General features: G+C 75.2%; 28 protein-coding genes, 1 tRNA gene and 1 pseudogene. 11 read left to right on the top strand and 19 right to left on the bottom strand.

The window, feature by feature from the left end; genetic code table 11:
• Nucleotides 1-663 (bottom strand): response regulator transcription factor, encoded by a 663-nt coding sequence (locus KUM42_RS17620; protein WP_237493824.1) that lies wholly within the window; start codon nt 661-663, stop codon nt 1-3.
• 124 nt (nt 664-787) lie between these two features.
• Here KUM42_RS17620 and KUM42_RS17625 point away from each other — a divergent pair, with 124 nt between their 5' ends.
• On the top strand, nt 788-949 hold the full coding sequence (locus tag KUM42_RS17625) for a hypothetical protein (protein ID WP_237493825.1): 162 nt from the start codon (nt 788-790) through the stop codon (nt 947-949).
• A gap of 36 nt (nt 950-985) precedes the next feature.
• Here the strand turns inward: KUM42_RS17625 and KUM42_RS17630 are convergent, their stop codons facing one another.
• The 3 genes from KUM42_RS17630 to KUM42_RS17640 all read right to left on the bottom strand — a co-directional run bounded on the left by KUM42_RS17630 (nt 986) and on the right by KUM42_RS17640 (nt 4,569).
• Complete coding sequence (locus KUM42_RS17630) at nt 986-2,011, bottom strand: acetamidase/formamidase family protein (RefSeq protein WP_237493826.1); 1,026 nt, start codon at nt 2,009-2,011, stop codon at nt 986-988.
• Complete coding sequence (locus tag KUM42_RS17635; RefSeq protein WP_237493827.1) at nt 2,008-3,438, bottom strand: APC family permease; 1,431 nt, start codon at nt 3,436-3,438, stop codon at nt 2,008-2,010. Before KUM42_RS17635 ends, KUM42_RS17630 begins: the two co-directional genes overlap by 4 nt.
• A gap of 90 nt (nt 3,439-3,528) precedes the next feature.
• Entirely contained in the window at nt 3,529-4,569 is a 1,041-nt protein-coding gene (locus KUM42_RS17640; protein WP_237493828.1) for an ABC transporter substrate-binding protein, read from the bottom strand.
• A gap of 22 nt (nt 4,570-4,591) precedes the next feature.
• Here KUM42_RS17640 and KUM42_RS17645 point away from each other — a divergent pair, with 22 nt between their 5' ends.
• Complete coding sequence (locus tag KUM42_RS17645; protein ID WP_237493829.1) at nt 4,592-5,050, top strand: MarR family winged helix-turn-helix transcriptional regulator; 459 nt, start codon at nt 4,592-4,594, stop codon at nt 5,048-5,050.
• A 66-nt stretch (nt 5,051-5,116) separates the two neighbouring features.
• Complete coding sequence (locus KUM42_RS17650) at nt 5,117-5,377, top strand: hypothetical protein (protein WP_237493830.1); 261 nt, start codon at nt 5,117-5,119, stop codon at nt 5,375-5,377.
• A 48-nt stretch (nt 5,378-5,425) separates the two neighbouring features.
• Here the strand turns inward: KUM42_RS17650 and KUM42_RS17655 are convergent, their stop codons facing one another.
• Nucleotides 5,426-5,935 carry a DUF664 domain-containing protein gene (locus KUM42_RS17655; protein WP_237493831.1) on the bottom strand — a complete coding sequence of 170 codons (510 nt, stop codon included), beginning with the start codon at nt 5,933-5,935 and terminating at the stop codon, nt 5,426-5,428.
• A 41-nt stretch (nt 5,936-5,976) separates the two neighbouring features.
• Nucleotides 5,977-7,161: a serine/threonine-protein kinase gene (locus KUM42_RS17660; RefSeq protein WP_237493832.1), complete on the bottom strand. Its 1,185-nt coding sequence runs from the start codon at nt 7,159-7,161 to the stop codon at nt 5,977-5,979.
• Nucleotides 7,162-7,252: 91 nt separating this feature from the next.
• Here KUM42_RS17660 and KUM42_RS17665 point away from each other — a divergent pair, with 91 nt between their 5' ends.
• Nucleotides 7,253-8,287, top strand: coding sequence for an ion channel (locus KUM42_RS17665; protein ID WP_237493833.1), 1,035 nt, complete (start codon nt 7,253-7,255; stop codon nt 8,285-8,287).
• A gap of 3 nt (nt 8,288-8,290) precedes the next feature.
• Here the strand turns inward: KUM42_RS17665 and KUM42_RS17670 are convergent, their stop codons facing one another.
• Entirely contained in the window at nt 8,291-8,749 is a 459-nt protein-coding gene (locus tag KUM42_RS17670) for a GAF domain-containing protein (protein ID WP_237493834.1), read from the bottom strand.
• A 94-nt stretch (nt 8,750-8,843) separates the two neighbouring features.
• On the opposite strand from KUM42_RS17670, the gene KUM42_RS17675 reads away from it, so the two are divergent.
• Nucleotides 8,844-9,302: a DUF5313 family protein gene (locus KUM42_RS17675; protein ID WP_237493835.1), complete on the top strand. Its 459-nt coding sequence runs from the start codon at nt 8,844-8,846 to the stop codon at nt 9,300-9,302.
• Between the two features lies 1 nt (nt 9,303).
• Here KUM42_RS17675 and KUM42_RS17680 read toward each other — a convergent pair whose 3' ends face one another.
• The 4 genes from KUM42_RS17680 to KUM42_RS17695 form a co-directional block, all read right to left on the bottom strand.
• Complete coding sequence (locus KUM42_RS17680) at nt 9,304-9,681, bottom strand: hypothetical protein (RefSeq protein WP_237493836.1); 378 nt, start codon at nt 9,679-9,681, stop codon at nt 9,304-9,306.
• 35 nt (nt 9,682-9,716) lie between these two features.
• Nucleotides 9,717-10,196 carry a DUF2505 domain-containing protein gene (locus KUM42_RS17685; RefSeq protein ID WP_237493837.1) on the bottom strand — a complete coding sequence of 160 codons (480 nt, stop codon included), beginning with the start codon at nt 10,194-10,196 and terminating at the stop codon, nt 9,717-9,719.
• Between the two features lie 36 nt (nt 10,197-10,232).
• A complete protein-coding gene (locus KUM42_RS17690) occupies nt 10,233-10,490 on the bottom strand; it encodes a hypothetical protein (protein WP_237493838.1) in 258 nt (85 codons plus the stop codon).
• A 107-nt stretch (nt 10,491-10,597) separates the two neighbouring features.
• Nucleotides 10,598-11,113 carry a hypothetical protein gene (locus tag KUM42_RS17695; protein WP_237493839.1) on the bottom strand — a complete coding sequence of 172 codons (516 nt, stop codon included), beginning with the start codon at nt 11,111-11,113 and terminating at the stop codon, nt 10,598-10,600.
• 250 nt (nt 11,114-11,363) lie between these two features.
• On the opposite strand from KUM42_RS17695, the gene KUM42_RS17700 reads away from it, so the two are divergent.
• From KUM42_RS17700 to KUM42_RS20445, 3 genes and pseudogenes are all read left to right on the top strand, one after another.
• Complete coding sequence (locus KUM42_RS17700) at nt 11,364-12,152, top strand: ANTAR domain-containing protein (RefSeq protein ID WP_237493840.1); 789 nt, start codon at nt 11,364-11,366, stop codon at nt 12,150-12,152.
• Nucleotides 12,149-12,865: a GAF and ANTAR domain-containing protein gene (locus KUM42_RS17705; protein WP_237493841.1), complete on the top strand. Its 717-nt coding sequence runs from the start codon at nt 12,149-12,151 to the stop codon at nt 12,863-12,865. The genes KUM42_RS17700 and KUM42_RS17705 overlap by 4 nt, the downstream gene beginning before the upstream one ends.
• A 127-nt stretch (nt 12,866-12,992) precedes the next feature.
• Nucleotides 12,993-13,316: pseudogene (locus tag KUM42_RS20445) on the top strand (STAS domain-containing protein); the annotation flags it as partial.
• A 314-nt stretch (nt 13,317-13,630) separates the two neighbouring features.
• Here the strand turns inward: KUM42_RS20445 and KUM42_RS17710 are convergent.
• A tRNA-Ile gene (locus KUM42_RS17710) sits at nt 13,631-13,704 on the bottom strand.
• A 343-nt stretch (nt 13,705-14,047) separates the two neighbouring features.
• Here KUM42_RS17710 and KUM42_RS17715 point away from each other — a divergent pair.
• Entirely contained in the window at nt 14,048-14,515 is a 468-nt protein-coding gene (locus tag KUM42_RS17715; protein WP_237496695.1) for a DUF3145 domain-containing protein, read from the top strand.
• Between the two features lie 171 nt (nt 14,516-14,686).
• Here the strand turns inward: KUM42_RS17715 and KUM42_RS17720 are convergent, their stop codons facing one another.
• From KUM42_RS17720 to KUM42_RS17745, 6 genes are all read right to left on the bottom strand, one after another.
• The gene (locus KUM42_RS17720; RefSeq protein ID WP_237493842.1) at nt 14,687-16,099 is read right to left on the bottom strand and encodes an acyl-CoA carboxylase subunit beta; all 1,413 of its coding nucleotides are present in this window, start codon (nt 16,097-16,099) and stop codon (nt 14,687-14,689) included.
• A 76-nt stretch (nt 16,100-16,175) separates the two neighbouring features.
• Nucleotides 16,176-17,417, bottom strand: a complete 1,242-nt coding sequence (locus KUM42_RS17725) for a beta-ketoacyl synthase (protein WP_237493843.1) — start codon at nt 17,415-17,417, stop codon at nt 16,176-16,178.
• Between the two features lie 112 nt (nt 17,418-17,529).
• Nucleotides 17,530-17,772, bottom strand: a complete 243-nt coding sequence (locus KUM42_RS17730) for an acyl carrier protein (protein ID WP_237493844.1) — start codon at nt 17,770-17,772, stop codon at nt 17,530-17,532.
• A gap of 113 nt (nt 17,773-17,885) precedes the next feature.
• Nucleotides 17,886-18,854: a beta-ketoacyl-ACP synthase III gene (locus KUM42_RS17735; protein ID WP_237493845.1), complete on the bottom strand. Its 969-nt coding sequence runs from the start codon at nt 18,852-18,854 to the stop codon at nt 17,886-17,888.
• On the bottom strand, nt 18,851-20,053 hold the full coding sequence (locus KUM42_RS17740; protein WP_237493846.1) for an acyltransferase domain-containing protein: 1,203 nt from the start codon (nt 20,051-20,053) through the stop codon (nt 18,851-18,853). Before KUM42_RS17740 ends, KUM42_RS17735 begins: the two co-directional genes overlap by 4 nt.
• 139 nt (nt 20,054-20,192) lie before the next feature.
• On the bottom strand, nt 20,193-21,380 hold the full coding sequence (locus KUM42_RS17745) for a CdaR family transcriptional regulator (protein ID WP_237493847.1): 1,188 nt from the start codon (nt 21,378-21,380) through the stop codon (nt 20,193-20,195).
• A gap of 45 nt (nt 21,381-21,425) precedes the next feature.
• On the opposite strand from KUM42_RS17745, the gene KUM42_RS20340 reads away from it, so the two are divergent.
• Both KUM42_RS20340 and KUM42_RS17755 read left to right on the top strand, forming a co-directional pair.
• Nucleotides 21,426-22,082: a phosphatase PAP2 family protein gene (locus KUM42_RS20340; protein ID WP_304610712.1), complete on the top strand. Its 657-nt coding sequence runs from the start codon at nt 21,426-21,428 to the stop codon at nt 22,080-22,082.
• Nucleotides 22,079-22,597, top strand: a complete 519-nt coding sequence (locus KUM42_RS17755; protein WP_237493848.1) for a pirin family protein — start codon at nt 22,079-22,081, stop codon at nt 22,595-22,597. The genes KUM42_RS20340 and KUM42_RS17755 overlap by 4 nt, the downstream gene beginning before the upstream one ends.
• Here KUM42_RS17755 and KUM42_RS17760 read toward each other — a convergent pair.
• Nucleotides 22,586-23,185 (bottom strand): maleylpyruvate isomerase N-terminal domain-containing protein, encoded by a 600-nt coding sequence (locus KUM42_RS17760; RefSeq protein ID WP_237493849.1) that lies wholly within the window; start codon nt 23,183-23,185, stop codon nt 22,586-22,588. The two genes, KUM42_RS17755 and KUM42_RS17760, sit on opposite strands and share 12 nt — an antisense overlap.
• Nucleotides 23,186-23,210: the final 25 nt, after the last annotated feature.

The raw sequence follows: 23,210 nt of genomic DNA on the forward strand, positions 1-23,210 counted from the left end.
TCAGCTGCCCCCCAGCCGGTAGCCGACCCGGGGCACGGTGTGCAGCACCGGCGGGTCACCGAGCTTGCGGCGCAGGGTCATCACCGCGACCCGGACGGTGTTGGTAAAGGGGTCGGTGTGGGAGTCCCAGGCCTGCTCCAGCAGCTGCTCGGCGGTGACGATCTGGCCCTCGGCGCGCATCAGCACGGTGAGCACCGCGAACTCCTTGGGGGTCAGCGACAGCAGCCGGCCGTCCCGGGAGGCGGTGTGCCGCGGGACGTCGAGGACGATGCCGTGCTGGTCGAGCACCGGCGGGGTGGCCGCACCCGAGCGCCGTCCCAGCGCCTGCACCCGGGCGGCCAGCTCGGCGAAGGCGAAGGGCTTGGTGAGGTAGTCATCGGCCCCCAGGCTGAGGCCGTCCACCCGGTCCCGGATGCCACCGGCCGCGGTGAGCATCAGCACCCGCACGCCGTCCCGGCTGGCCACCATGTGCCGGCACACCTCGTCACCGGTGCGCCCGGGCATGTCCCGGTCGAGCACCGCGACGTCGTAGCGGTGCACCGACACCAGCTCCAGCGCCGCCTCGCCGTCGTAGCAGACGTCGACGGCGATCGACAGCCGGCGCAGCCCCTCGGCCACGGTCTCGGCGAGCAACCGCTCGTCATCGGCCACCAGCACGCGCATCAGGTCCCCTCCCGGCGCTGCCCACATCGGCAGCGCGCATCCCCAGGATGCCCAGCCGCGGCATAAGGGCGGCATAAGGGGACGCCGACGTCCGCCAGGGGCGGCGCCCCGAGAGCTGCTCCGCATGGCCCCGCCCCCGTGCTGCGCGCTCCCGCCCCGGCGCCCACCGCCGCACGACGAACCACCCACCGGCACGGTCGGCCGGTCCGGCACCCCGGAGGGCACCACCTGGGCCGCGGCGGAGACCGCCCTGACCGACACAGCCGAGCAGGTCGTCGAGGGCTGACCGCCGGTCCCCGCACGCGGCGGGGACCGGCGGCGATCAGCGCTGGGCGAGGTAGGCCGCGCCGGTCTCCCGGAGCCGGGCGTGCACGCCGTCGAAGGCGGCCGCACCCGGCAGGTACCGCTTGGCCAGCTTCGCCACCATCGTGTAGTTGGTGTCCACGACGTTGGCCACCGGCGCCAGCCCGGCCTGGCTGACCAGCTGGTAGGCGTCCAGGAGGTCCCAGCCGGCGAGCTCGGCGGTCCAGCCGACCAGGTCCCGCTGGCTGACCCGGTAGGCGTCCTCGAGCGGTCGCACCGAGCCGGTCGACATCAGGAACTCGTCGCTCTCCAGCCGCGGCCACGCCGGGGCGCCGCCCTTGACCAGGTCGACCACGACCACCGTGCGCATGGCCGCCTCGACCGCGGTGCCGCACACCTCGCCCTCACCCTGCCGGCAGTGCCCGTCGCCCAGCGACAGCTGCGCCCCGGGGACGTTGACCCCCAGGTAGACCGTCGTCCCGGCGCGCAGCTCGGGGGTGTCCATGTTGCCCCCGTGCGCCGCGGGCGTGATCGACATGAAGGCCTGCCCCGCGGCCGGGGCGACGCCGAGCGTGCCGTGCATCGGGTCCAGCGGCAGCTCGACCTCCGGTCCGCCGCGGCGCGGCCGGAACAGGCAGGTGCCCCGCTCGCGGTCGACCTCGTAGACCCACACGACCTCCTCGAGCGGGTCGTGCAGCATCGCGGTCTCGTGGGTGGCGGTCAGCGCCCCGAAGTGCGGGAACGTCGTGGACACCGCCCAGTCGCGGGCCGGGGCGATGTCGATGACGTGCACGGCGAGGGTGTCGCCGGGCTCGGCGCCCTCGACGTGCACCGGTCCGGTGACCGGGTTCAGGTGCGCCAGGTCGCACACCCGGCTGGGCAGGTCCTCGGCCGTGCGCACCCGGCCGCCGAAGCAGTCCTCGGTGGTGAGCTCGACGACGGTGCCGGGCTGCACCCGGACCAGCGGCTCGGCGCCGCCGCCGAAGACGTAGCGGTACTGCTCCGGCGTCGGGTGCAGCCCGACGACCTCGAGGTCGGCGCTCACTTCACCGTCTCCTCGGCCAGCACGGGCTTGCGGCCGGTGGCGAGCAGGTAGACCAGCACCAGCACGCCGAGGCCGAGCCAGGCGAAGCCCAGCCGCTGGGCCGCCACGTTGGCGTTGACCACGACGTAGCTCAGGATCGCGAACCCGATGACCGGCACGATGAGGTGCCGCCACCAGTCGCGGCTGCCGTTGCGGACGACGAAGTGCACGACGACCGCCACGTGCAGCACCAGGAAGGCCGACAGGGCGCCGAAGTTGACCAGCGTCGACAGCGTCCCGATGCCGTAGTCGTCGCGGGTGGTCATGTACAGGCCGAGCACCAGGCTGACCGCGGCGACCAGCAGCGTGGCGTTGACCGGCACCCGGCGCGTGGGGTGGACCTTGCGCAGGAAGGCAGGCAGCTGCCGGTCGCGGGCCATGGCGAACAGCAGCCGGGAGGTGGCGGCCTGGGCGACGAGGGAGTTGGCGAAGCCCCAGGCGATCGCGGTCGCCACCGCGGTGACGATGTAGAGCCAGTGCCCGCTGGCGGCCTCGGCGGCGTCGTAGAAGGACGTGCCCGCGGCGTCGCCGTCGGCGATCAGGGTCGCGGGGGCGGGCACCAGCAGGGCGGCGATCCAGGTCTGGACGATGAACAGCGTCCCGGCCAGTGCGAGCGCGGCGATCATCGACTTGCCGATCGAGCGGGCGGACTCCCGGTTCTCCTCGGCCAGGGTGGAGATGCCGTCGAAGCCCAGGAAGCTCAGCACGGCGATCGAGACGGCGCCGAACACCAGGCTGACGTCGAAGGTGTCGCTGTCGTAGATCGGGGAGAACGCGTCGGCGCCGTTGCCGTTGCTGCTCAGCAGCGCGATCAGGCCGATGACCACGAACAGCGCCAGCACGACCAGCTCACCGATCAGCATGATCTTGTTGGTGCGGGCGGTGAACTCGATGCCGAGGAAGTTGACGACGGTGTTGAGGACGACGAAGGCGACCACCCACACCGCGACGGGGATGCCGCTGACGATCGCGTTCATGGCGACGCCGGCGATCAGGTAGAGCAGGCCGGGGATGAGCACGTAGTCCAGCAGGATCATCCAGCCGGCCAGGAAGCCGACCGGCTGGGCGATGCCGCGCCCGGCGTAGGTGTAGACCGAGCCGGCCATCGGGAAGGCCCGCGACATCTGCGAGTAGGACGCCGCGGTGAACGCCATGGCCAGTCCACCGATGAGGTAGACGAGCGCGATCATGCCGCCGGAGGCGGAGAAGACGCTGCCGAAGATGCCGAACGGCGCGATCGGCACCATGAAGACCAGGCCGTAGACCAGCAGGTCGGTGAAGCTCAGCGAGCGCTTGAGCTCCTGCTGGTAGCCGAACGCCTCGACGCCGTCCTCGCCGGCGGTCGTCGCTGGTGCCTCGGCGGGGTGGGTGGTGCGTGGGTCGCTCACGGCGGGTCCTCTCCTCAGCCGGCCCGTGGCCGGACGGGAGGACCGTAGTGGCGTTTTGTTTCCGTGTGGAAACGAATCTGCGCCGGTCGGTCAGCCGGCGGGCAGCTCGTGGAACGTGAGCCCGTCCGCCCTGGCCAGCCGCGGCGCCGAGCGGGCCGTCCGGCCGCCACCTCCACCGGCGAGCAGCGAGCAGGCCAGCCGCACGCCGTCGTGGACGCTGCGGGCGTAGGCGCAGACGACCGGCGCGCTCGCGCCCGCCCGCTGGGCGTGCCGCTCCTGCAGGGCCAGCTGGTGCTCGTCGGTGGACGCGGGGGAGGCGGCGAACGACGGCATCGCCGCGTAGAGCTCCCCGGTGGCGTCCCCGCCCATCGCGTAGAGGCCGTTCTCCTCCAGCGCGCCCGACAGCCGCACCACCCGGCGGTCCAGTCCGGCCCGGGCGAACTCGCGGTGGAACAGGACGAGGTCGCGGCCGACCAGGCTGAGCAGCACGGCGTCGGCGCGGCTGCGCACCACCAGGTCCAGCAGCGGCCCGGGGTCGCCCGGGCCGAAGGGCACCAGCGCCTCGCCGACCACCTGCGCGCCCAGTGCGGCCAGGCTCTGCCGGGCGGCCAGGTGGACCGCGCGGGGCCAGACGTAGTCGGTGCCCAGCAGCACCCACCGTGTCGCGCGCCGGTGCCGGACGAGCCAGGCCAGCGCCGCGGCGTGCTGGGCGGTCGGGCCGTGCCCGGTCCGGTGGACGCCGGGCAGACCGCGGCCGCCCTCGTGCGGCGGGGTGAACACGTAGCTGCCCCGCCCGGCCCACGCCCGGGCGAGGGCACGGTGCACGTCGCTGGTGTGGAAGCCGACCAGGCTCTCGAAGACCCCGGCGTCGCGCAGCGCGACCGCCTCGGCCACCACGACCTCCGGGGCGCGGCCGGAGTCGACCGGCACCAGCTCCACCCGCCGTCCGGACACCCCGCCGGCCTCGGTGCACTCCTCGGCGGCCAGGACCGCGAGGTCCAGGGTGGACGGCGCGGTCAGCGCGAGCGGCCCGGACAGCGGGACGGCCAGCCCGATCCGGACGGCGTCGGGCGCGGGTCCGGAGACGAGGACGTCCCAGGGGTCCCGCAGCGGAGACGGTGTGCCGCGCACGCCGCTGAGTATGGTCAGCCGCATGCCGGGGCGGGACGTCGAAGCCGTGACGACCGGCCGCCCCGACCTGGTCGAGCTGCTCACCGCCACCTCCCGGCGGGTCGAGCGGGCCGTGTCGGCCGCGCTCGCCGAGGACGGCGGGACGCTGGAGGGCTACCGCGTGCTGCGCGCCCTGGCGGCCGCGCCCGGGGTCACGATGGGCCAGCTGGTCGCCCGGCTGCAGCTGCCCGGGCCCACCGCGACCCGGGTCGTCGACGGGCTGGTCGACGCGACCCTGGCCCACCGGCTGCCCGACCCGGAGGACCGGCGGCGGGTCGTCGTCCACCTGTCGGCCGCGGGCCGCACCCGGCTGGCCCGGTGGGAGTCGCTGGTCGAGGCGCGCGAGGCGGCGCTGGCCCGGTCGCTGGGGCAGGACCGGGTGGACGCGCTCGCCCAGGCGCTGACCGAGCTGGTCGAGGAGCCCGGCGCCGCCGACCGCTGATCGGTGCCGCACAACCCATCGCCGGGTAGACGATTAGGACGACGTGGTGCAGGGCACAACCCGACGGTGACCACAGTGCAGCGGGCGAGCACGTACGCGGTGGGGTTCGCGCGACCCGACCGGCGTTACTGGGCCCAGCCCGTCGACCAGCCCATGTCCTGGCACGCCGTGGAGGCGCACCGCCCCACGGACGAGCTCGACGGCGAGGTGGAACTGGCCGTCTGCGGCGCCATCGTGCAGGTGTGGGGCTCCCAGCAGTGGGAGCGCATCAGCACCGGCCGGTCCACCTGCGCCGAGTGCCGCCGCCTCACCGTCCCGACCGACTGACCCCACGGCCGACGCCTGCCCGGTGTGCCGGGCAGGCGTCGTCCGGGCTCAGCGCCGCTCGAGGACGCCGCGCACGATCGCGGCCTGACCGGCGTGCTGCAGGTCGTCACCGATCACGCTGAGCAGCCGGACGCCGAGGGTGACCGGCGGGTCCCAGCGCTCGTCCACGACCCGGTCCAGGTCCGCCGCCGACAGGGTGCGCAGGAAGTCGGCGGTCCGGCGGTGCACGTCGGCGTGGTAGTCGACGAGCAGCTGCGGGTCGGTGACCACGGTGGCCGCGACGTCCTCGCTGCTGAAGCCGTAGCCGATCGCGCCGGGCTCGAAGGGCAGTGTGAACCGGTCGGCCCAGCCGCTGGCCGTGTAGGCCTGCTCGGTGCCGGCGACCTCGGCCACGTGGTCGTCCTGGACCCGGGTCAGGTGCCAGACCAGCCAGGCGATCGTGTTGGCCTCGGGGTCGATCCGGGCGTTCAGCAGCTCCGGGTCGATCCCCTCGACCGCCCGGGCGACGACCTCCTCGATGTTGTCGAACGCGGTCAGCAGCAGCTCACGGCTCTCCATGTCGTCGGCCTACCCGTGGCCCCGCCGCGCCAGTCGTCGGCTCAGGACAGCTCGACGACCCCGGTGACCAGCAGCGCGAGCGCCGCGACGACGACGAGCAGGACGAGCACCAGCAGCACCATCGGGACGACGACCCAGCGCCGCTTGAACCGCAGCCGCCGCTGCTTCACCGCCTGCCGTCGCTCGTGCCGGCTGCGGGTGGGTGCGGCCTCCGCGTCGGCCCGGCGGCGGTCGGTCGCGTCGCGCACCTGGTGCCGGGCGCCGCGCACGGCGGTGCCCACCACGGCCTTGGACGTGGAGGCCAGGGCCAGCAGGTCGGCCAGCTCGAAGCGCTCGACGGTCCCGCCGAGGACCGCCGCCCGGGCACCGCGTGGGCGGGCCGGTGCGGCGTCGACCCCGGCGGCGACCTCCGCCAGCTCGCGCCGCGCCTGCGCCGCCGTCGTCCGCAGGGCCGGGTCCTTGGTGAGCAGCCCGCTCAGCAGCGGGGCGAGCGGGCCGGCGGCCTCGCCCGGCGCCGGCTCCTCGCGCACCACCGCCAGCAGCGTGGCCATGGGGGCGCCGCGGTCGAACGGCGGCCGCCCCTCGACGGCGGTGTAGAGCGTCGCGCCCAGCGACCACAGGTCGGCCGCGGCGGAGGACTGCTCGCCACGGGCCTGCTCGGGGGCCATGTAGGACGGCGAGCCGAGCACCGCGCCCTGGGCGGTCAGGGACGACTCGTCGGTCACGGTGGCGATGCCGAAGTCGGTGAGGCAGGCGTGCCCGTCGCCGTCGTCGAGCAGCACGTTGCCCGGCTTCACGTCGCGGTGCACGATGCCCGCGGCGTGCGCCACCTCCAGCGCCGACAGGACGTCGAGCCCGATCCGCGCGGCGGCCGCCGGGCTCAGCGGGCCGTCGTCCTCCAGGACCTGCTGCAGGCTGCGGGAGGGCACGTGCTCCATGACCAGCCACGGCTGGCCGTCCTCCACGACGACGTCGTGCACGGTGACCACGTGCGGGTCGTCGAGCCGGGCCGCGGCCCGCGCCTCGCGCAGCGTGCGCTCGCGGAGCACCGCGCGCTCGTCGTCGGTGAGGTGCACCGGGTAGCTGATCTCCTTGAGCGCCACCTGGCGCTGCAGCACCTGGTCGGTGGCCAGCCAGACCACGCCCATGCCGCCACGGCCGAGCTCGGAGACCAGCAGGTAGCGGCCGCCGACCAGCCGCTCGTCCCCTCCGGCCCCGGACGTCATGATCACGTGGGTGCTCCGCGCACGAGGCGGCCAAACGCCCCACGCGCGGACGGTAGGTTGCGCCTCCAGCGTCCGACCCGGCAGGAGACCCGTGTTCCTCCTCATCACCCGGCTGACCCGCCTGCTGGGCAGCCGGCTGCACGGCTGGCGGCTGCCGCTGGCGGTGATCGTGCTGGTGTTCGCCACCAGCTGGCTGGCGATGGACCTGGTCGAGCCGGCCGACAGCGAGATCACCGCACCGGGCAACTACTGGTGGTACTTCGTCGTCACCGCCGCGACCGTCGGCTACGGCGACTACTTCCCCGTCTCCGGGGCCGGGCGCCTGGTGGGCACCTACGTCATCGTCGGCGGGATCGTCACGCTGACCCTGCTGTTCACGCGGCTCGCCGACTACCTGCAGTCGGTCCGCGGCAAGCGCCGGAGGGGTGTGGGAGCACTGGAGCTCACCGATCACGTCGTCGTCCTGGGGTACCTCCCGGGCCGGACCGAGCGGATGCTCGCCGAGCTGCACGCGGAGAACGCGACACCGATCGCGCTGTGCGCGTGGGACGACGTGCCCGAGAACCCGGTGCCCGAGGACCCGGTGGTCTCCTTCGTGCGCGGCGACCTCACCCGGCACGACGTGATGACCCGCGCCTGCGTCGAGGCGGCCCGCACGGTGATCGTCGACGGGCGCGACGACAACGAGACGCTGGCCATCGCCGTCGCGGTCGAGCACGCCAACCCCGGCGTGCACACCGTCGCCGCGCTGCGCGACCTCGGCCGGCGCGACAACCTGCGCTACGTCAACCCCGGCATCGCCTGCGTGCAGTGGCACATGCCCACGCTGATCACCGAGGAGGCGCTGGACCCCGGCATCACCGAGGTCTACAGCGACCTGATGAGCGCCGGCGGCCACGGCAACACCTACTCGCTGCAGCTGCCGGCCGGGCACGGGTTCGCGGTGTTCGGCGACTGCCAGACCCACCTCGGACGGCGGTTCGGCGCGACCGTGCTCGCCGTGCGCAGCTCCGGTGGGCTCGCCGTCAGCCCGCCGTGGGACACCCCGCTCGGCGGCGCGACGACGCTGTACTACGTCGGCCGCGCGCGGATCGACGTCCGGGAGCTGCGCGCCGCCACCCGCTGAGGCTCAGTCCGGCAGCAGGGTGCTCAGCATCCGGGCGGTGTGCTCCACCAGCGGCAGGTGCCGGCTCAGCGAGCGCGGCTGGGCCCGGCCCGCGACCCCGCACAGCGTGCCGTACAGCTCGCCGGATCGGGTGACCAGCGGGACGCCGAGGTAGGCGGCGACCCGGTCGCCGTGCAGGGTGACCAGGTCCCGGTAGGCCGGGACGGCGGCGGCGACGGTGGCCACCCGGGGGGCGGTGCCGCCGACCATGGAGCGGCAGAACGACTGCTCCCACGGGACCGCGGTGCCGCAGGGCACCGCGTCGCGGGGATGGGTGAGCAGCACCAGCTGGTCCGGTGGCTGTACGTGGGTGACCATCCAGGCGTCCAGCCCGATGGTGCGGTGCAGGAACCCCAGGGAGGCGCGGGCGGCGGTGGTCCAGTCCTCGAAGGGGGCGACGTCGTCGATCACGAGCGTGCCCATGCACCGATGATGCGCCTCCCGGGGCCGCGGGGGCAGCCCTCGCGGTGCACTCCTGCCACACCCGTCCCACGTCGCACTGGGGTACACAGGACAGGTGCCTGTCGAGGACCTGCCGCCCGCCGACGACGGCACCCGACTGCACCGGCCCGGGCCGCTGAGGTGGCTCGGCTACGCGATGGGCGCCGGCCTGCCCGCGCGGCACCGCGCCTGGGTGCTGCACGACACCACGACCAGCACCTGGGGGCAGCGGCACCTGGCGCGGGCGCTGGTGCAGATGGCCGTGCCGATCGCGCTGGTGCTGCTGCTGGTGCCCGGCCCGTTCTGGATCCGCGGCATGACCGCGCTCGGCGGGCTGCTGCTCGGGCTGATCTTCTCCTTCGCCTACATGCCCGAGACGACCGAGAACCGGGTCAAGAAGGCAGGCTTCCCGCCCGGCACCGCCCAGGCGGTGCGCGACCAGGCCGAGCAGGGCCGCACCGCGGCGGAGTCGGAGCGCCGACGGACGGCCGCGGAGAAGCGGGCCGCCCGCTACCGGCAGCGCCAGGGCCGCTGACTCAGCGGTCGAACAGCGTCACCGCGCCCGGTGTGACGGTGAACGGGTTGGCCCACTCGGAGGCGGCCGGGGTGATCGGCTGGGCATCGGTGACCACCACGAACGGCGTGCCCGGGTAGATCGCCAGCACCCGGCTGGGGGAGCCCAGCTCCTCGGTGTGCTCGACCAGCTCACCGCGGCGCAGCCGGGACGTCGTCCGTCGCCCGGTCAGCGGTTCGCCGACGGCGGCGACCCACTGGGCGCCGTCGGTGTCGAAGGTGATCGAGGCGACCCGCTGCCCGGGCGGGGCCGGCTCGCAGCCGGCGAACTCGGCCAGGGCGTCGTAGAGCCGTTCGGCCTGCTCGTCGTCGCTGGCGCGCGGGAGGAAGAAGGCGACCATGCCCGTCATCCTCGCGCGCCCCTCCGACGGTCCGGTCAGGCGAGCCGGGCGCGCAGCAGCTCCTCCTCCTTGCGGAGCACGACGGCCATCAGCTCGCGGACGGCGTTCTCCGCCTGCCGGCCGACCAGCGGCGCGTCGACCCGGACGTCACCGGTGATCGTCGCGCGGGTGCCGCCGGCCTCGGGCCGCAGCCGCCGCTCGCCGGTCACCCGCACCTCCCGGCCGAAGACCTCCGACTCGACGTCCAGCGGCGAGCGGTGGCCGCCCTCGCCGTCCGACGTCCAGGTGGAGCGCTCGACGACGGCGACCGCGGACCCGACGAAGCGGGCGAAGACCGGCGGGATGCCGGCGGTGGGCGCCGACAGCCGGGTGGTGGTGGCGTGACCGGTGACCGTCACCTCCTGCACCTGGGCGTTCAGCGCCGCGGCGCGGTCCCGGAGGAACTGCTCGTCGGTGAGGACGGCGAGCACGGCGTCGGGGGAGGCGGGGTAGCTGACGCTGGAGTCGAGGGGCACGTGCTCATCCTCGGCCGGACGGCGCCGGCCTGCCGGTCAGCGCTGCTCGCGCAGGTTCCAGGCCCGGGTCAGGAGCTTGCGGGCCTCCTCGACGGCGGCCTCGGCCTGGCTCTGCGCCTGCGCGGCCAGGTCGCCCAGCCGCAGGGACGCCTGCTGCTCGCCGTGGGCGGTGGCGTGGTGCTCCCGGCACAGCGACGTGCCCTGGTACGAGGTCACCGCCGGGCGCTCCTCGTCCTGGGCCAGGCAGGAGCTGCACCACCCGAGCGGGCGGGGGACACGGTTCTTGTCAGCCATGCCCGGAATGTAGATCGACGGCGACCCGGTCACCTCCGGTCGCCCGGCGCCTCGCACCCCACCGGCCTGCTGTCCCGCCGGCGGACGGGGACTGCGCGTGGGCGTGCTCAGTCCTCCCGGTGGAACCCGAACGGGTAGGCGTCCAGCCGGGCGCGCTCGAACATCCCGCGGATCTCCTCGCGCTGACCGGCGCCGGTCCGCAGCGGACTGCGGGTCTTCAGCACCCGGGCGCTGGGGCGGGCCGTCCCGACGACCTGCTGCGCGACGAGCCCGACCGCGAGGACGACCTCCAGGTGGGGGTGCAGGGCGATGGCGCGCTTGAGGTACTTGGCGCCCCGCGCCTTGTCGTCCGCGGTGAGCGGTCGGTCCAGGCCGCAGGGGATGGCGTTCCACCAGGACCACATCCCGGGCTCGAAGCCGGCTCCCTCGAGGATGCCGGCCCACTTGCCGGTGACGTCGTCGTCCGGTGCCCCGATGTTGCGGCCCTCGGGGAAGGCGGGACCGCCCTCCTCGACGACCAGGATGCGAGCGGTCACGGCGTCCTGCGCGGCGTAGGCGTAGACGGTCCCGCCCGGGTAGGCAGCTGCAGCCTCGGCGGCGAGCTCGTTGATGGCGTCGGTCATGGCACGCAGGCTCTCACCTCGTCGACGTGGGACGCCGCCCGGCGTCGGGTGGATGGGAGGGTGGGACGGCAGCGTCGCCAGGGGCCGTGCGGGGCTGTCGGCGGGGTACCTGACCCGGACCCGGTCGGGGACGCGACCAGGGACCGAGGTGGGCGATGGACACCGGACACCCGGACCGCACGTCGGGTCCGCACCCGGCTCGGCGCCGGTCGTGAGCGTCGGGGGCAGGCCGGCGTCGCGGGTCGCCGACGTGCTGGGCCTGGTCCTGACGCGCGCCGACCGGCTCGGCTGGCCGGACGCACTCGTCGAGGACTGCAGCCGGGCCCTCGGGGCTGCCGGCGTGGGACTGGCGGTGGGCGACTCCGGTGGCGCCCTGGCCGTGGTGGCGGCGACCGAGGGCCTGGGCCGGGCGGGGGAGGACCTCCAGTACACGCTGGGCGAGGGCCCCGGCCGGCTGGCCTCGGCCACGGGCCGGGTGGTGCACAGCCCGCACCTGGGATCCGACGCCCGCTGGGCGCTGTACGGCCGCGAGGCGGCCTCGCTAGGCATCGGGGCGGCGTTCAGCGCGCCGTTGCAGGTGGGGGCCGTGCAGCTCGGGGTGCTGGACGTCCACTGCAGGCAGCCGGGGGACCTGTCGCCGGACGGGCTGGCGACGCTGCACGCGCACGCGGGGGCGGCCGTCGCCGTCCTCCTGGTGCTGGCCGACGGCGACGACGTGACCGGGCCCGCGGCGGACGTCGCCGAGCTGGTCGACGTCCGGCCCGTGGTGCACCAGGCCGCGGGGATGGTCGCCGTGCAGCTCGACGTCCCGCTGGGGACGGCGCTGGTCAGGCTGCGGAGCGCCGCCTTCGCCTCCGGCCGCCGGCTGAGGGACGTGGCGGAGGACGTCGTGGCCCGCCGCGTCCGCTTCGACGACACGGATCTGGGCATGGTGGGTGCCGGGGTCATCGAACGAGGTCACGCGGCACGGCAGGGCGCGGACGGTGACCGGCACCAGCCCGACGGGGGAGAAGACCCCGATGAGAGGCGACTCGGATGAACACGCGTGAGGACCTGATCGCCGACTCGTTCGTCGAGCTGGCCGACTCCCTGGTGACGGGGTTCGAGGTGACCGACTTCCTCGACCGCCTGGTCCTGCGGGCGGTGGGGCTGCTCGACGCCGACGCGGCCGGCATCATGCTGGCCGACGCCCAGGGGGAGCTGCAGGTGCTGGCGGCCAGCTCGCACGACGTCCGGCTGCTGGAGCTCTTCGAGCTGCAGGGTGACTCCGGTCCCTGCCTGGACAGCTTCCGCACCGGTGAGTCGGTGACGCCGCCGGACCTGGCGGCGATGCGCGCCTCCTGGCCAGCGTTCAGCGCGCGCGCCGAGGCGGCGGGCTACCGGTCGGCCCAGGCCGTGCCCATGCGCCTGCGCGACCAGGTGATCGGCGCCATGAACGTCTTCCGGGTCACCGAGGGCGCGCTGGTGGGCAGCCAGCTCAAGCTGGCCCGGGCGCTGGCCGACGTGGCGTCGGTCGCGTTGATCGCCGAGCGCACGATCTCCGCGCGCGCGGTGGTGGCCGACCAGTTGCAGGAGGCGCTGAACAGCCGGGTCGTGATCGAGCAGGCCAAGGGCATGCTCGCCGAGCGCACCGGCATCGGGGTGGACGAGGCCTTCGTGCAGATGCGGGACCACGCCCGGCGCAACGGCCTCCCCCTGCGGGACGTCGCAGCCGCGGTCGTCGAGCAGCGAGGTCGCCCGCCCCGGCGGTGAGGTCGGCGTCCCCGGACCGGTCCTCGATCGGCGCCGGGACTGTCCACGCCGGGCGTGCGGCGCTATCGTGACGTCGCACTCCAGGTGGCCCCGGACCCGGCGACCCTCACGACCGAGGGGAAGCGCCATGTCAGGACGTTGCACCACCGCCTTCTACGCCGAGGACCTCTGCGTCCTGACGGTCGTGGAGCGACTCGTCACGCCGGGACGCGTTGTCCTCACGGTGGTCGGGGACGTCGACCACTCCACGTGCGGGCTGCTGGACGGGGCGCTGACCCGTACCTGGGAGGCCCGGCCCAGCGCGGTCTCGATCGACGTGCGGCAGACCCGGTTCCTCAGCGCCGGTGGTCTGCGCGCCCTCCTGCTGGCCAGCCGGACGGCGCAGCTGCGCGGGGTGCCGCTCACCCTGCAGGCCACGCCCGGTCTGGTGACCCGGATGCTGGTGCTCGTCGGGCTCGCGGGCCGGCTCGAGCCCGGTGACGAGGACGAGCAGGACGACGAGGACGGCGCCGTCGCAGCCGGCCCGCCGGGTCCCCACCGCGCCCTCCACCTGGTCGCCCGGCTGCCGACGGGACGGCGGACACCGCGGGAGCCCGGCGTCCTGGGCTGTGCTCGGTCCGGACCGGGGTCGCGGTGTCCGACCGGGCCGGCCACCCCGGCGCCGCTCCGGACCGCCCCCTGCCGTGAGGACGCGCGTCGGCCGGTGAGCCGGCGCCGCCGCCCGGGCCCTGACCCCGCCCGGGCAGCAGCGCCGGTCAGGAGAAGTGGGGCGGGTGGGGCTCGAACCCACGACCCAGGGATTATGAGTCCCGTGCTCTGACCGGCTGAGCTACCGCCCCAGGCGTCCACGCTAGCGTTGGCGGGGGAGCGGCCGTCGAGGGACTCCGCCGCTGCCCGACAGGTGGACGATCCCGGGTGGATCCGTCCACGTGTCGCACCAAGATCGTCGCTGAGCTGCGGGAATGCCCGCCTCGCTGGACCACTGGCGTCCCAGTCGTCTCATCCACACCAGTGCGGGCTGGCGCGACCGGGTCATGATCCGGCAGACTCACCCTGGTCGCTCTGAGAGCCGCCGAGGTACGTGAGCAGTCCACCGCACGACAGGTCCGTTGGGGAAGACGGAGTCAGTCGAGTCGATGGAGGTGCGCCGTGCAGCGACGGTCAACCCAGGGTGTCGTCTTCGTGCACTCGTGCCCGAAGGCTCTCTGCCAGCATGTCGAGTGGGCGCTCGAGCGCGTCGTCGGCGCGCCGGTGTCCCTGTCATGGGCTGACCAGCCCATGGCGCGCGGTGCCTACCGTGCCGAGGTCGCCTGGACGGGCGCCCCCGGGACCGGGGCGAAGCTGGTGGCTGCCCTCAAGCAGTGGCCGATGCTGCGCTTCGAGGTCACCGAGGAGGCCAGCCACGGCAACGACGGCGAGCGCATGTCCTACGTGCCCGGCCGCGGTGTGCACCGCTCCCCGGTGAGCGCGAACGGCGACCTCGTCATCAGCGAGCAGCAGCTCCGCCACCTGGCCGCCACCGCGAACTCGGTCGAGGCCTTCCGGCACGGTGTCGACGCCCTGCTGGGCTCCGCCTGGGACGAGGACCTCGAGGCCTACCGCCACGCCGGCGACGCCGCCCCCGTCACCTGGCTGCACCAGGTCGTCTGAGGAAGGACCCCACTGCCCCCCACGCCACGCTCCGCGCGGCGCGGGTCCCTGCAGCGGGGCCGGAGGTCCACCACGTGCTGCCGTGGTGGACCTGCACCACGGACAGCGGCCCGGCCCCCTCCGCAGAGGGGCCGGGCCGCGTCGCGTTCTGGGCCCTCTCCGGGCCCGGTGTCACAGCGGGATGTTGCCGTGTGCCCCGCGCCCGGACGGCGCCTCGGTCAGCGCGGCCACCAGCCGGCGCTTGGTCTCCGACGGGTCGACGACGGCGTCCACGACACCGATCTCCATCGCCCGGTTCACGCCGCCGGCGATCCGCTCGTGCTCGGCGGCCAGCTGCGCGTGCAGCGCCTCGCGCTCACCGGGCTGCGCCGCGGCCAGCTTCTTGCGGTGCAGGATGCCCACGGCGGCCTTGGCGCCCATCACGGCCACCTCGGCGCCCGGCCACGCGAACACCGCGGTCGCGCCCAGCGAGCGGGCGTTCATCGCGATGTAGGCGCCGCCGTAGGACTTGCGGGTCACCAGCGTCACCCGCGGCACCACGGCCTCGGCGAAGGCGTGCAGCAGCTTGGCGCCGCGGCGGACGACGCCGTCCCACTCCTGGCCCACACCCGGCAGGTAGCCCGGGACGTCGACCAGCACGACCAGCGGCACCCCGAAGGCGTCGCACATCCGCACGAACCGGGCCGCCTTCTCCGCCGACGCGGAGTCCAGGCAGCCGCCCAGCCGCAGCGGGTTGTTGGCCACGACGCCCACGGTGCGCCCGGCCATCCGGCCCAGCGTGGTGATCACGTTGGGGGCGAAGCGCGGGTGCAGCTCCAGGCCGGGGCCGTCCAGCACCGCGGCGACCAGCGGCTTGACGTCGTAGGCGCGGTTGCGCTGCTCGGGCAGCAGGCTCATCAGGTCGGCGGTCGGCTCGCCCTCGGCGGGGGAGAAGCTGCCCTGGGCGGCGAGCAGGTCGACCGCCGTCCGGGCCGTCTCCAGCGCCTCGGCCTCGCTCTCGGTCACCACGTGGACGACGCCGGAGCGGCGGCCGTGGGTGTCGGGGCCGCCGAGCTGCTCCTGGTCGACGTTCTCGCCGGTGACCGAGCGGACGACGTCCGGGCCGGTCACGAAGACCCGCCCGGCGGGGCTCATGATCACCAGGTCGGTGAGCGCGGGACCGTAGGCGGCGCCGCCGGCGGCCGCACCCAGGACGACGGAGATCTGCGGGATGCGCCCGGAGGCGCGCACCATCGCGGCGAAGACCTCACCGACCGCGTGCAGGGCGACGACGCCCTCGGCCAGCCGGGCACCGCCGGAGTGCCAGATGCCCACGACCGGGACCCGCTCGCGCAGCGCGGCGTCGATGGCGTCGACGATGTGCCGGCACCCGTCCAGGCCCATCGCCCCGCCCATGATCGTGGCGTCGGTGCAGTAGGCGATCGCCGGGGAGCCGGCCACGGTGCCGCGGGCGGCCAGCACGCCGGACGTGTCCCGGGCGGCGAGCAGCTGCAGCGAACCGGCGTCGAAGAACTGCTCGAGGCGGTGCTCGGGGTCCCGCGGGTCGACGGTCGCAGCGGGCGGATCGGCGTGCACGGTGGTCATGAACTGCTCCTCAGAGCGGGAGGGAGCGGTCCGGGCCCCGGTGGGGGCCCGGACCGGACTGGTGGGTCGGGGGCCGCTAGGCCTTGGTGAAGACCACGGCCATGTTGTGGCCGCCGAAGCCGAACGAGTCGTTGAGGACGGCGTCGAAGCTGGCCTTGCGGGGCTCGCCGCGGACGATGTCCAGCGCCTGCACGGCCGGGTTGTCGTCGAGGTCCTCGAGGTTGGCGGTGGCCGGCACGACCTGGTCGCGCAGCGCGAGGATCGCGAACACCGACTCGAGCGCACCGGCGGCACCCAGCAGGTGACCGGTCTGGCTCTTGGTGGCGGTGACCAGGGTGTGGTCGCCGATCGCGTCGTGGATGGCGGTGGCCTCGGCGGTGTCGCCCAGCGGCGTGGAGGTGGCGTGGGCGTTGACGTGGCCGATGTCGGCGGCGGTCAGCCCGGCGTCCCGGATGGCGGCGCCGATCGCGCGGGCCGCACCCTCGCCCTCGGGGTGCGGGGCGACCAGGTCGTAGCCGTCGGAGGTGCCGCCGGCGCCGGCGAGCCGGGCGTAGACCTTGGCGCCGCGGGCCTGGGCGGCGTCGGCGCGCTCGAGCACGAGCGCGGCCGCCCCCTCACCCAGGATGAAGCCGTCGCGGCCCTTGTCGAAGGGGCGGGAGGCGCGCTCGGGCTCGTCGTTGCGGGTGCTCATGGCGCGCATGGCGGCGAAGCCGGCCATGGGCAGCGGGTGCACGCAGGCCTCGGTGCCGCCGACGACGACCATGTCGGCGCGGCCGAGCCGCAGCAGGTCCAGGCCCCAGCGGATGGCCTCCGCACCCGAGGCGCAGGCGCTGACCGGGGCGTGCACGCCGGCGCGGGCGCCGACGGCCAGCCCGACCGCGGCGGCCGGGCCGTTGGGCATGAGCATCGGGATGGTGAAGGGGGAGACGCGCTTGGGCCCCTTCTCCTCCAGGATGTCGTCCTGGCCGAGCAGGGTGAGCGCGCCGCCGATGCCGGTGCCGAAGACCACGGCGATCCGCTCGGGGGCGACGCCGGAGTCGGCGCCGGCCGCGTCGCGCCAGGCCTCCTCGGCGGCGACCACCGCGACCTGCTGGCTGCGGTCCAGCCGGCGGATGCGCACCCGGTCGAGGGTGTCGGCGGGCTCGCTGGAGAGCCGGGCGACGAGCTGGGCGGGGAACTCCTTGACCCAGTCGTCGGTGATCCGGGTGACCCCGGACCGGCCGGCCAGCAGTGCCTCCCAGGTGGAGGCCACGTCGCCACCGAGGGGCGTGGTGGCGCCGAGCCCGGTGACGACGACATCGGCGGTGGGCGTGCTCATGGGACGTTCCTTCCTGGGACTGACTGGCCGGACGGCCTGGTGAGGTGTTTCGGCCACCTCTCAGGGGCCCGCGCCGAGCGTGCGAGGCGTGGGGGGAGAGGTGGTCCTTCTACTACTGGTGGGACTCGATGAAGGAGATCGCGTCGCCGACGGTCTTGATGTTGGCGAGCTCGTCGTCGGGGATGGCGACGCCGAACTTGTCCTCGACCGCGGTGGCGATCTCGACCATGGACAGCGAGTCGACGTCCAGGTCGTCGGTGAAGGACTTCTCGGGGGTGGCGTCGGCGGGGGCGACCCCGGCCACCTCCTCCAGGATCTCGGCGAGACCGGCCTGGATGTCTGCGGTGCTGGGCACGCTGGGTCCTCTCTCTGGCGGGGTGACGGCGGCTGGGTGGCTGCCGTCGTCCGGGACGGGTGTCCCGGGAGTGTGGGGGGCGCCCGCCTCACCGGAGGCGGGTCACCGGGGCCTCAGGGGAGGCGGAGCACCTGACCGGCGAAGGTGAGCCCGGCGCCGTAGCCGAGCACCAGCACCAGGTCGCCGGACTTCGCCTCGCCGGACTCCTGCAGCGCGGTGAGCGCCAGCGGGATGGAGGCGGCCGACGTGTTGCCGGACTGGACGATGTCGCGGGCGATCACGGTGTCCTCGGTCAGGCCCAGCTTCTTGGCCATCGACTCGACGATCCGCAGGTTGGCCTGGTGCGGGGCGAAGACGTCGATGTCGGCGGCGGTCACGCCGGCCCGGTCCAGCGCCTCGAACAGGGTCTCGGTGAGCTTCGTGGTCGCCCAGCGGTAGACCGCCTGGCCGGCCATGGTCATCGTGGAGCGGCCCGCGGCGATCTCGATGGCGTTGTACTGGTCGCCGTCGCTGCCCCACACGGCCGGGCCGATGCCGGGCTCCTCGGAGGCGCCCACCACGGCCGCGCCCGCGCCGTCGGCGAAGATCACCGCGGTGGTGCGGTCGGCGAGGTCGGTGACGTCGGTGAGCCGCTCGACCCCGACCACCAGCACGTTGCGGGCATCGCCGCTGCGGATGGCGTCGCTGGCCAGGCCGAGGGAGTAGCAGAACCCGGCGCAGCCGGCGTTGAGGTCGAAGGCGCCGGGGCGGGGGATGCCGAGGCGGTGGGCGACCTGCGGGCCGATGCCCGGGATCGGCGCGGTCAGGCTGGCGCTGGCCACGATGACCAGGTCGACGTCCTCGGGGGCCAGGCCGCTGGCGGCCAGCGCCTTGCCGCCGGCGGCGACCGCCATCTCGACCAGCGTCTCGTCCTCGGACGCCCAGCGGCGCTCGGCGATGCCGACGCGGGTCTGGATCCACTCGTCGTTGGTGTCCATCATCGTGGACAGCTCGTCGTTGGTGACCCGGCGGCGCGGCCGGTAGGCGCCCAGTCCCAGGATCTGTGCGCCGGGCGCGCCCTTGCGCAGCGTGATGGCGGTCATCGGGGAACCTCCGGGTAGAGACGGACGAGCGGATCTCCGGCGTCGACGAGGTCGCCGTCCTGCACGAGCCACTCGGCGAGGACGCCGTCGTACCCGGCGGACACGTCGACCTCCTCCCGGCGGCCACGGATGCGGCCCAGCGGCGTGCCGGCCGGGACCCGGGTGCCCTCGGGCACCTCGGCCGGGACGACGGTGCCGCGGGCGGGGGAGACGAGCACGCGCCACTCCGGGGCGTGCTCGGCCTCGGCGCGGCCACGCTCGGCGGCGATGAGCTCACGGGCGCGGTCGAGCTCGGCGGGACCGGTGAGGGCCAGCACCTCGATGCCGGCGCCCTTCCACTCCCGCTTGGCCAGGCCGGCGAGCGCGCCGGCCGGCGGCAGCTCGAGCACCGCGGCGACCCCGAGGCCGCGCAGGGTGGCCAGGCACGCGTCGAAGCGCACGGGGCTGGTGACCTGGCTGACCAGCCGGGAGACGACCTCAGCGCCGCTGCCGACCGCGGCGCCGTCGGCGTTGGACAGCAGCAGCCGGCTGGGGTCGGCCGGGCGGAGACCGCCGACCAGGCCCTCGAGCTCCTCGCGGGCGGGGGCCATGTAGGACGTGTGGAAGGCACCGGCGACCGACAGCGGCACGATCCGGGCCTTGGCCGGCGGGTCTGCCTTGAGCGCGGCCAGCCCGTCGAGGGGACCGGCGGCGACGACCTGCCCGCCGCCGTTCATGTTGGCCGGCGTCAGGCCGTGCCCCTCGATCGCGGCCAGCACCTCGGCGGGGTCCCCGCCCAGGACGGCGGACATCCCGGTGGGCTCCAGCGCGCAGGCGCGGGCCATCGCCCGGCCGCGGACGGCGGTCAGCGCGATCGCGGCCTCCACCGACAGCACCCCGGCCAGCGCGGCGGCGGTGAGCTCACCGACGCTGTGCCCGGCGATGACGACGTCCCGGCCGGTCTGCGGCGAGTGCACGACCGGGCCGGGCAGACCGCCCAGCTCGCGGGCGATGAACAGGCTCATGGCGACGACCAGCGGCTGGGTCACCGCGGTGTCCTGGATGGCCTCCGCGTCGCCGGTCGTGCCGAGCTCGAGGAGGTCGGCGTCGGCGATGGCACCGGCCCAGCGGAAGAAGGACTCGGCGCCCGGGAGGTCGAGCCACTCGGTGAGCATCCCGGGCTTCTGGGCCCCCTGACCAGGGGCGAGGACGGCGAGCACCTGTTCACCGTGCCATTCCGGCGGCCCGCGCGTACTGGCATCGCCCACGAACAACACCCACGACTCTTTGGAGGATCCCTACAAGACGGGCCCGGTCAACCAGCCGCGCGGCCGCGTGTCGGTGAAGAACCCCACGACGTCAGTGCCACAGCGAGCGGTCGCCCTCCAGGTGGGCGAGGGCGAGCGCGAGCTGCAGCGTCCACGCCCCCCGCGGGTCGGTCGCCGAGTAGCCGGTGAGCTCGGTGGCCCGCTTGAGGCGGTACCGCACGGTGTTGGTGTGCACGAACAAGGCGCGGGCGCTGGCCTCCAGGTTGCCACCGGTGCCCAGCACGGTGCGCACCGTCTCGAGCACCTCGCCGCCGGCGCCCTGCAGCGGCAGCGCGATCCGCTCGGACAGCGCCGCGCGGGCCAGTGGGTCGCCGTCCAGGGCGCGCTCGGGCAGCAGGTCCTCGGCGTCGACCGGGCGGGGGGCGTCGGGCCAGGCGGCCGCGGCGCGGAGCCCGGCCAGCGCGGCGGTCGCGGACTCCCCGGCGCGGGCGAGCGAGTCGACCCGCGGTCCCCGCACGACCGGGCCCGGCCCGAACTCGCGGCAGACCCGGTCGGTGACCGCCGCCGGGTCGGCGGCCCCGCCGAGGACGACGACCAGCTCGTCGGCGTGCACCCCGACGAGCACCTCGCAGCCCAGCGACCGGGCGGCCCGGCGGACGGCGGCCCGGGCGTCCTGCCCGTCCGGCGGCGCGGAACCCACCAGCACGAACACCGGCTCGGTCTCCGCCCAGCCGAGCGCGGCGGCACGGCCGGGCAGCTCCTCGGAGCGGTCGCCGCGCACCAGGGCGTCGACGACGAGGGCCTCCAGCCGGGCGTCCCAGGCGCCGCGGTTCTCCGCGAAGCTGGCGTAGACGTGCGCGGCGGCGAAGGCGATCTCCCGGCTGAACTGCAGCACGGTCAGCCGCAGCCGGTCGGCGTCCCCGGGCTCGGCGACCTGCTCGACCCGGTCCTCGACCACCTCGACGGTGACCTTGATCAGGTCGACCGAGCGCTTGAGCGGGACGGCGTGCATGAGCTCGCGGGGCGCGGCGCCGAACACCTCTCCGGTGAGCTTCGGCGGCCGGCCGGGGTTGCGGCACCACTCGACCAGCGAGGCGATCCCCGCCTGGGCCACCAGCGTCACCCACGACCGCTGGGCCGCCGGCATCGCCCGGAACCAGGACAGCTCCTCGTCCATCCGGGCCACCGCCTGCGTCGCCAGGGCGCCCGAGGCGCGCTCGAGCCGGCGCAGGGTGGCCTCCGAGGGCGGGCTCACCCCGGCCCGGGCGGCTGGTTCCATGCCCCGAGCCTGTCACGGCGCGCACCGTCGGGGATCGTGGAGTGCGTGCACACCGCCCGTTCGGGTCGCCCGGCGGCGGTCGTCGTCGTCTCGATTCTCCTCCTGGGTCTCGTCGCGCTGCTCGGCCGGGCGGTGGCGGTGCAGGCCGGGCCGCTGCTCCGGCTGGACCGCGCGGTCAGCTCCGCCCTCTACGCCGGCGACGACCGGTCGGGGCTGCACGAGGCGGTCCTGCAGGTGGCCACGGCGCCCGGGTCCTCCGCCGTCCGGGCGGTCGTCGTCCTGCCGGTGCTGGTCGTCCTGGCGCGCCGACGCGCGTGGCGGACCGCCGGGTGGGTGCTGACCGCCACCGCGCTCGTGGGCCCGCTGACCACCGCGGTCAAGGAGCTGGTCGGGCGGGCGCGCCCCCAGTTCGCCGACGGCGGCGCGCGGCTGGACTCGCTGAGCTTCCCCAGCGGGCACGCCTCCGGCATCGCCACCCTGGTCACCGTCGGCCTGCTGCTCGCCTGGCCGCGGTTGTCGCGGGCCGGACGGCGCGGGGCGCTGGCCGCCGGCGTCGCGCTGGCCCTGCTGGTGGGCTGCACGCGGATGTGGCTGGGGGTGCACTTCCTGTCCGACGTGGTCGGCGGGTGGGCGCTCGGGGTCGCCTGGACGCTGCTCGTGGCGCTTGCGTTCCGGGCGCTGCCGGGCAGGCTGTCGGCGTGACCTCGCGGGTGCTGCTCGAACCGGACGACGGGTCGCTGGGCCCGCTGCTGCGGATGGCCGACGACCGGCTCGACGGCGGCACCGGGTACGGCCGGCACGCGCACGCCGACGTCGACGTGGTCGCCGTCCTGCTCGCCGGGTCGCTGCGGCACGCCTGGGGCCGGGAGGCGGTGCTCGGTCCCGGCGACGTGGCGGTGCTGCGGGCCGGGCGTGGGCTCGAGCACGACGAGGTCGCCGGCGCGAGCGGGGCGCACGTCGTCCAGACGTACCTGCGGGCCGCCGCCCCGGGCGCGCAGCCGGCGCACGACGTGCTGCTGCGGCCCACCGGCTGGGTCGACCTCGGCCGCCCCGACGCCCGGCTCTGGCTCGGGCCGGCCGGGGCGGACGTGCCCGCGGGGCTGCGGGTGGTCGTGCGCGGCGAGGAGGTGCTCACCGGAGCCGAGCCGGCGGACGGCGACCGGGTGCTGGTCTGGCAGCTGGACGCCGCCCGCCCGGCGTGGGCGTCAGAGGACTGAGAGGTCCGTCGTCCGGCCGGTCGCGGCCAGCAGCAGCGGGCCGGCCTGCCCGCCGGTGACCGCCAGCTCGGCGACCAGCGCGAGGGCCTCCGCCGCGGGCGCCGCCGGGACGTCGAGCGGCTCGCCCAGTGCCCGCGCGAGGTCCAGGCCGTGCACGACCAGCTCGAACGTGCGGGTCGGCAGGTAGTCCACCAGGCGCATGCCACCGGCGATCGTGGTCACCAGCTCGGTGCCGTCGCAGGTGCCGACGAGGGCGAGCACGCGCGCGGCGATGTCGTGCACGGCGGCGGCGGGTGCCCCGCCCAGGGCCGCACCGGCCTCGCGCCCGCGGGTGGCGACCGCGGGGGAGGCCGCCGCCGCGCGGGTCGCCGCGTAGTACCCGGCCGAGGAGCGGATCTCGGCGGTGGCGGCGGGGCGGGCGAGGTAGGCCTCCACCGTGAGGAACGACCGGCTGGTGTGGCCGACGAGGGCGCGCACGTCCCACTCGCCGAGCCCCGGCTCGGTCCAGCGGTCGCCGACCCGGTCGACCGTGGACAGGAACCACCCGGCGGCCTCGGTGAACGATCGGCGGCTGTCGTCCCAGGACATGCCGGGCACGCTAGCGGTTCCCCCG

The sequence above is a fragment of the Modestobacter sp. L9-4 genome (assembly GCF_019112525.1).
Lineage (GTDB): Bacteria > Actinomycetota > Actinomycetes > Mycobacteriales > Geodermatophilaceae > Modestobacter.